7 protein-coding genes are annotated in these 5,338 nt (G+C 46.4%); 1 reads left to right on the plus strand and 6 read right to left on the minus strand.

Translation table 11 applies throughout. The features are described from left to right. Positions 1 to 183: 183 nt before the first annotated feature. Positions 184 to 1,092 (plus strand): lipoyl synthase, encoded by a 909-nt coding sequence (gene lipA / locus F6K52_RS31720; protein WP_293088317.1) that lies wholly within the window; start codon positions 184 to 186, stop codon positions 1,090 to 1,092. Between the two features lie 165 nt (positions 1,093 to 1,257). On the opposite strand, the gene F6K52_RS31725 is transcribed toward lipA, so the two are convergent. The 6 genes from F6K52_RS31725 to F6K52_RS31750 all read right to left on the minus strand — a co-directional run bounded on the left by F6K52_RS31725 (position 1,258) and on the right by F6K52_RS31750 (position 5,254). After that, positions 1,258 to 1,698: an SRPBCC family protein gene (locus F6K52_RS31725; protein WP_293088298.1), complete on the minus strand. Its 441-nt coding sequence runs from the start codon at positions 1,696 to 1,698 to the stop codon at positions 1,258 to 1,260. 6 nt (positions 1,699 to 1,704) lie between these two features. Continuing rightward, the gene (locus F6K52_RS31730) at positions 1,705 to 1,977 is read right to left on the minus strand and encodes a hypothetical protein (RefSeq protein WP_293088302.1); all 273 of its coding nucleotides are present in this window, start codon (positions 1,975 to 1,977) and stop codon (positions 1,705 to 1,707) included. Beyond that, positions 1,974 to 3,410 (minus strand): 9,9'-di-cis-zeta-carotene desaturase, encoded by a 1,437-nt coding sequence (gene zds, locus F6K52_RS31735; RefSeq protein ID WP_293088304.1) that lies wholly within the window; start codon positions 3,408 to 3,410, stop codon positions 1,974 to 1,976. Before zds ends, F6K52_RS31730 begins: the two co-directional genes overlap by 4 nt. Positions 3,411 to 3,555: 145 nt before the next feature. Beyond that, on the minus strand, positions 3,556 to 3,747 hold the full coding sequence (locus tag F6K52_RS31740; protein WP_293088308.1) for a hypothetical protein: 192 nt from the start codon (positions 3,745 to 3,747) through the stop codon (positions 3,556 to 3,558). Beyond that, positions 3,740 to 3,988 (minus strand): type II toxin-antitoxin system prevent-host-death family antitoxin, encoded by a 249-nt coding sequence (locus tag F6K52_RS31745; RefSeq protein ID WP_293088311.1) that lies wholly within the window; start codon positions 3,986 to 3,988, stop codon positions 3,740 to 3,742. The genes F6K52_RS31740 and F6K52_RS31745 overlap by 8 nt, the downstream gene beginning before the upstream one ends. 363 nt (positions 3,989 to 4,351) lie before the next feature. Further along, positions 4,352 to 5,254, minus strand: coding sequence for an Rpn family recombination-promoting nuclease/putative transposase (locus tag F6K52_RS31750; protein ID WP_293088314.1), 903 nt, complete (start codon positions 5,252 to 5,254; stop codon positions 4,352 to 4,354). Between the last annotated feature and the right edge of the window lie 84 nt (positions 5,255 to 5,338).

Here is a 5,338-nt window from a genome sequence, read left to right on the forward strand (position 1 = left end):
AATAGTTTTGTGGAATAGGTATCTTGCCGGAATAGCCATCTTGGTAGAGTAACCATCTAACGTGGAACGGGCATCTTGCCCCTTGCTCCTGTTACAATTCTATTCGACTCCCGATTCCCGATTCCCGACTCCCGACTCCCGATTCCCGACTCCCGATTCCCGACTCCCGACTCCCGATTCCTCATGACTACACAAAAACAATGGCGTTCAGAAATTACTGCACTTCCGTCTTGGTTGCGACGTCCGATTGGTAATGCTAGTGACATCTCAACGGTGCAGCGAATTATTAAACAACGGCAGATTCACACGATTTGTGAAGAGGGACGTTGCCCGAACCGAGGTGAGTGCTATTCTCAGAAAACCGCTACATTTTTGTTGATGGGACCGACGTGTACACGGTCTTGTGCATTTTGTCAAGTGGATAAAGGTCATGCTCCCATGGCCCTTGACCCAGAGGAGCCGCAAAAAGTTGCGGAATCGGTGCAGTTATTGGGGTTGCGGTATGTGGTGCTGACCTCTGTGGCCAGGGATGATTTGCCAGACCAGGGTGCCGGTTGGTTTGTAGCTACTATGGATGCCATCCGCCAACTCAATCCAGGTACTGAGATAGAAGTGCTAACGGCAGATTTCTGGGGGGGGAAAAGTGAGCAGGATCAAACGTCAGCAGAGTTGCAACAGCAACGGATAGCCACGGTGGTGGAGGCCAAGCCAGCCTGTTACAACCACAATATTGAAACGGTGCAGCGCTTACAGGGCAAGGTGCGCCGGGGAGCAAAATATCAGCGATCGCTTGATGTGCTCAGCATTGTCAAACAACTCAATCCCGCTATTCCCACTAAGTCGGGATTAATGTTGGGCCATGGGGAAACCAAAGCAGAAGTAATAGAGGCGATGGCGGATTTAGGTAAAATTGGATGCGATCGCATCACCCTCGGTCAATATATGCGTCCCTCTCTCCAACATCTGCCCGTACAAAAATACTGGACACCGGAAGAGTTTGATGAGCTAGGTGCGATCGCACGGGATATGGGATTTGCCCATGTTCGTTCCGGTCCTTTGGTTCGTAGTTCGTACCATGCGGGGGAAACATGAAGGTTCAAGGTTAGGAGGTTGAAGGTTAGGAGGTTGAAGGTTAGGAGGTTGAAGGTTGAAGGTTAGAAGCTTAGAAGGTTTAAGGTTTAATATGATATCCTAGTAATTTACCTTAATAACCATCCCCCCATCTCCCCATCTCCCCATCTCCCCATCTCCCCACTGCTACCTTTTCACCTTCAAGGCATAATCCCGGAATCGTTCTAAATCTGCCTGAATGGTAGATTCAACTAGGTTACCTAAAAATAAGTTATCCATTAACTGACCAAGAATGCCGGGAATGCCGTAAGCGATAGTGAGCTTAACAATACTGCTATCCTTACGGTCGTAGAAGCGGACTGCACCTCGATTGGGCAAACCATCTACTGATTCCCACTGAATAATCTGATGTGGAACTAATTTCACAATACGAGAGAGCCAGCTAAACTCAAAACCTGTACTAGCAAGTTTCCACCGGGATAAGTCAGGATCCTCTTTTAGGACTTCCACTGAGTCAATCCACTTCATCCACCGGGGCATTTGCTCTAAATCTGACCAAAGATCCCACGCTAATTCAATGGGAACTTCTACTTCAACTTGTACACTATGTTCCAGCCAATCAGACATGGGGTTTTAGGTTGGTAAAGTATTATTTTTGACTTCGCGATAGCAAAGGGAACAGGGAACAGGGAATAGGGAACAGGGAGTAGGGAGTAGGGAGTAGGGAGTAGGGAGTAGGGAGTAGGGAGTAGGGAACAGGCAGGGGGATCCCGACGGGGATTGGGGGGATTTATCCAAAATCCAGCCAGTATTGCCCATCTCCCCATCTCCCCATCTCCTCATCTCCCCATCTCCCCACTCTTTCCCGATTTCCGATTCCCGATTCCCTACTCCCGATTCCCTCAATTAACCAAAGACTCAATCGCCTTAGCAGCACGACGCCCGGATAGGGTAGCTCCTTCCATACTATCGATATAGTCTTGTTGGGTATAGCTACCGGCTAGGAAAAAATTAGGGATTGGGGTCTTTTGGTTAGGGCGATAGGGGTCCATGCCAGGGGCTTCCCGGTATAGAGACTGAGCGAGTTTTACGACACTAGACCAGGTCATGTTCAAGTCTCGTGAGGAGGGAAACAAGTTATGGACTTGGTGAAGCACATGTTTTGCGATCGCATCATTACTTTGTCGGATAAATGGGTCTCCTGGGGTTAGTACCAATTGCATCAGTGACCCTTCACCGGCTTTGTAATAGTCACCAGGACTAGTCAGAGCTAAATCAGCAAAGCAGGAAAAGTCAGCATCGGGAGTATACAGTAGATTATCCATCCCTGCTGCTTCTTGGAGTTGCTTGCGTTTCTCGGCATCATGAAGCTCTGTCACCCAGCCATCAAATCGTAGTTGGACCGTGGCCACTGGTACCGTATCCAGCTTGTAGATATTATCGAAATCGGACCACTTGCGCCATGATTTCGGTAACAGCCGTTGAACACCAGGCACATCAACGGCACAGACATAGGCATCAGCGGTGATGGTTTCTTCGATTTCCCCTTTGGCAATCACTAAACCAGTGACTCGGGTTTCCTCTGGGGTTTCCGTAAATAGAATTTCCCTGACTTGGCGGCGAGTGTGGATTTTTGCTCCTCTTTCCTCTAAATAGTTAATAATTGGTTTATGGAGGTACTCATGAGGAGAGCCTTCCAGCATTCGTAGTACCGATGCTTCGGTTCTAGCGGCAAATAACTGGAATATGGTTAGCATACAACGGGCAGAAATGTTCTCGGTATCGATGAAACCCAGAGCATAGGCAATGGGATTCCACATCCGCTTTAAACTACCCTCGGAACCACCATGACCGCGAAACCAATCAGCGAAACTGACGGCATCTAGGTCACGAATCGTTTTCATTGCGCCATCGAAATCTATCAAGCCACGCACCAGAGGGCTAATCCCCAGAGCAATGGAGTTTTGCAGCTTATCCTGGAGAGAGAGTTGGGAGGTGGTGAAAAACGCTTTTAGGCCATTAAAGGGAGCACCAGTAAGGAAGCGAAAGTCTAGCTCACCCTTGCGTCCATCATGATTAATAAAGGTGTGAGTATGCTCCTTCAGGCGCAGAAACTGGAACGCTCCCACCTTCTTCATCAGGTCAAACAGGTTGTAATAGCAGCCAAAGAAGACATGCAACCCCATTTCGATGTGATTGCCATCCTTATCTACCCAGCTGCCTACCTTTCCCCCCACAAAGGGACGGGATTCAAAAATTTCCACCTCATGACCAGCATCCACTAATTCTACTGCTGTGGCCATGCCCGCGAGCCCCGCACCAACAATTGCTAAGCGCATTCTCCCTTATCCTTTCAGTTTCTTTACAGATTTTAATATATTCCGGGAGTCGGGAGTCGGGAATCGGGAGTTGGGAGTCGGGAATCGGGAGTGCGATCGCATAAGCGCGGAAGCTGAGGCCAAAGGCCTCCGCTTTGCGAACGCTTCATCGCGTAGCGTGACCGTAGGCCAATCGCGTTTGGGTGCGCGGTGGGGTAGCAATCAGTAATATTTCTATAATTTCTTCTTTAACTTGGTAACTTAGCGCGTTCATCATACGTGATGAAGTACCTTCAATTTCAATTTTATTCTCCCTGCTCCCTGCTCCCTGCTCCCTGCTCCCTTTGAGCCTAAGCATTCATAATATTCTCCAAAAGCTGCTCACTTTCTGACAGCCCAATAAACCCTTCTTGTTGTGCTTGTTTAGCTTTGATAGCTATAAGTTCGTCTTCTAACTCTAATAACCTTTCAAATTCTTCTATAGAAATAACAACAGCGACATTACGCCCTTTTTTAATAATTTGTATTGGCTCTGTTCGAGCTAAATCCAACAGTTCACCAAAACGGTTTTTTGCCTCAGATGCTCCAAGGGTTTTCATCACTTTTTAGGTAAAAATACTAGACATAAAGTCTAAAATAGCTATTTTAGCTAAAATAGTCAATAGCAGCCTGTGATCTAGGGTGTGCAGTGGTTACCTTCCCCATGATCAGGTTTTGAATTGGGATCAACCACTGGCCACCAGCCCAGTAGATGTACTAGATGTAGTGCGATCGCATAAGCGCGGAAGCTGAGGCCAAAGGCCTCCGCTTCGCGAACGCTTCATCGCGTAGCGTGGCCGTAGGCCAATCGCTTTACAGATGTAGATGTAGGCTCGGCAGTGCTGAACTTTTCAAGGATCAGCTTTTCAATTGATATTTAGCACTGCCCAGCAGACGATTAATTTTATTGAAAATTTAGACTTTTAATTAGAGTGCTCTTGCAGCCAGTTGAGTAAGTCCTCACTGGTCTGAAAATCCCAGATGGCTTCTGATAAACTGTTTAGATCTTCGTTGGTCAAGGCTTCGATTAATGCTAAGGCATGAATAGTTAGTTTGCCAAAGCGGCTCTCAAGCTGTCGCAATAGTAAATTTCTTTCCCCTTCTTCTCGTCCTTGCCTTTTCGCGAAACTCAATGCACCTCGCGCGTCTTCCAAGACCATCTCCTGTTTGCGGAGTTTTTCCACTTCTGAGACACTCAACCCCGCTTGATTCGCTATGGTTAACGCTTTTTCCAGCTGTGGGATTTCCCTGAATTTGTCAGGAATAATTTCTAAGTTTGGCGCTTCTTTGATAAAATATATCCACTTATCTATCACACTTTCTAACTCTTCCAATTGCTTAGTAAATTTTGGAAGTTCCACAAACACCAGCTTGACTTCATTTTCCTGATAAGGCAAGTGGTCTTCTTCCTCTTGAAAGTAAAAACAGCTAATTACTTTCTCGGTTGAAGGGAATAACTTAAAATCTGTGATAGTTAAAGCAATGACTGGATTTAGATCGAAATATCCCTGTCCCAATTGCAGTTGATTTCCATAGGTTTTGCACAAGTTATAAACCACTCGCTTCTTGAAAGCTTCCACATTCCAGAGTTGCATCTCAATGATAACAGTCGTTCTATCCTCTAATACTGCCTTAACATCCAGATAAGTGTCTTTTAAATCCACTACATCCCCCGCGCTATAAGGATCAATAATTTCTAAATCCTGGATGACAGAATTACCGGAGTATATCATAGCATTGAGGAAGGAAATCAGAATATCCTTACTCTGATCTGAACCAAAGATTTTCTTGAAAGCAAAGTCAGTTTTTGGACTGATGAATTTCATAATTTTATACCTTATTATAAAAAATCGGAAGAGCACACGTCTGCCCTCCCGTCCCGACGGACCCCGGATCTCGTCTGCCGTCTT

It is taken from the genome of Moorena sp. SIO3H5 (genome assembly GCF_010692395.1).
GTDB lineage: Bacteria > Cyanobacteriota > Cyanobacteriia > Cyanobacteriales > Coleofasciculaceae > Moorena.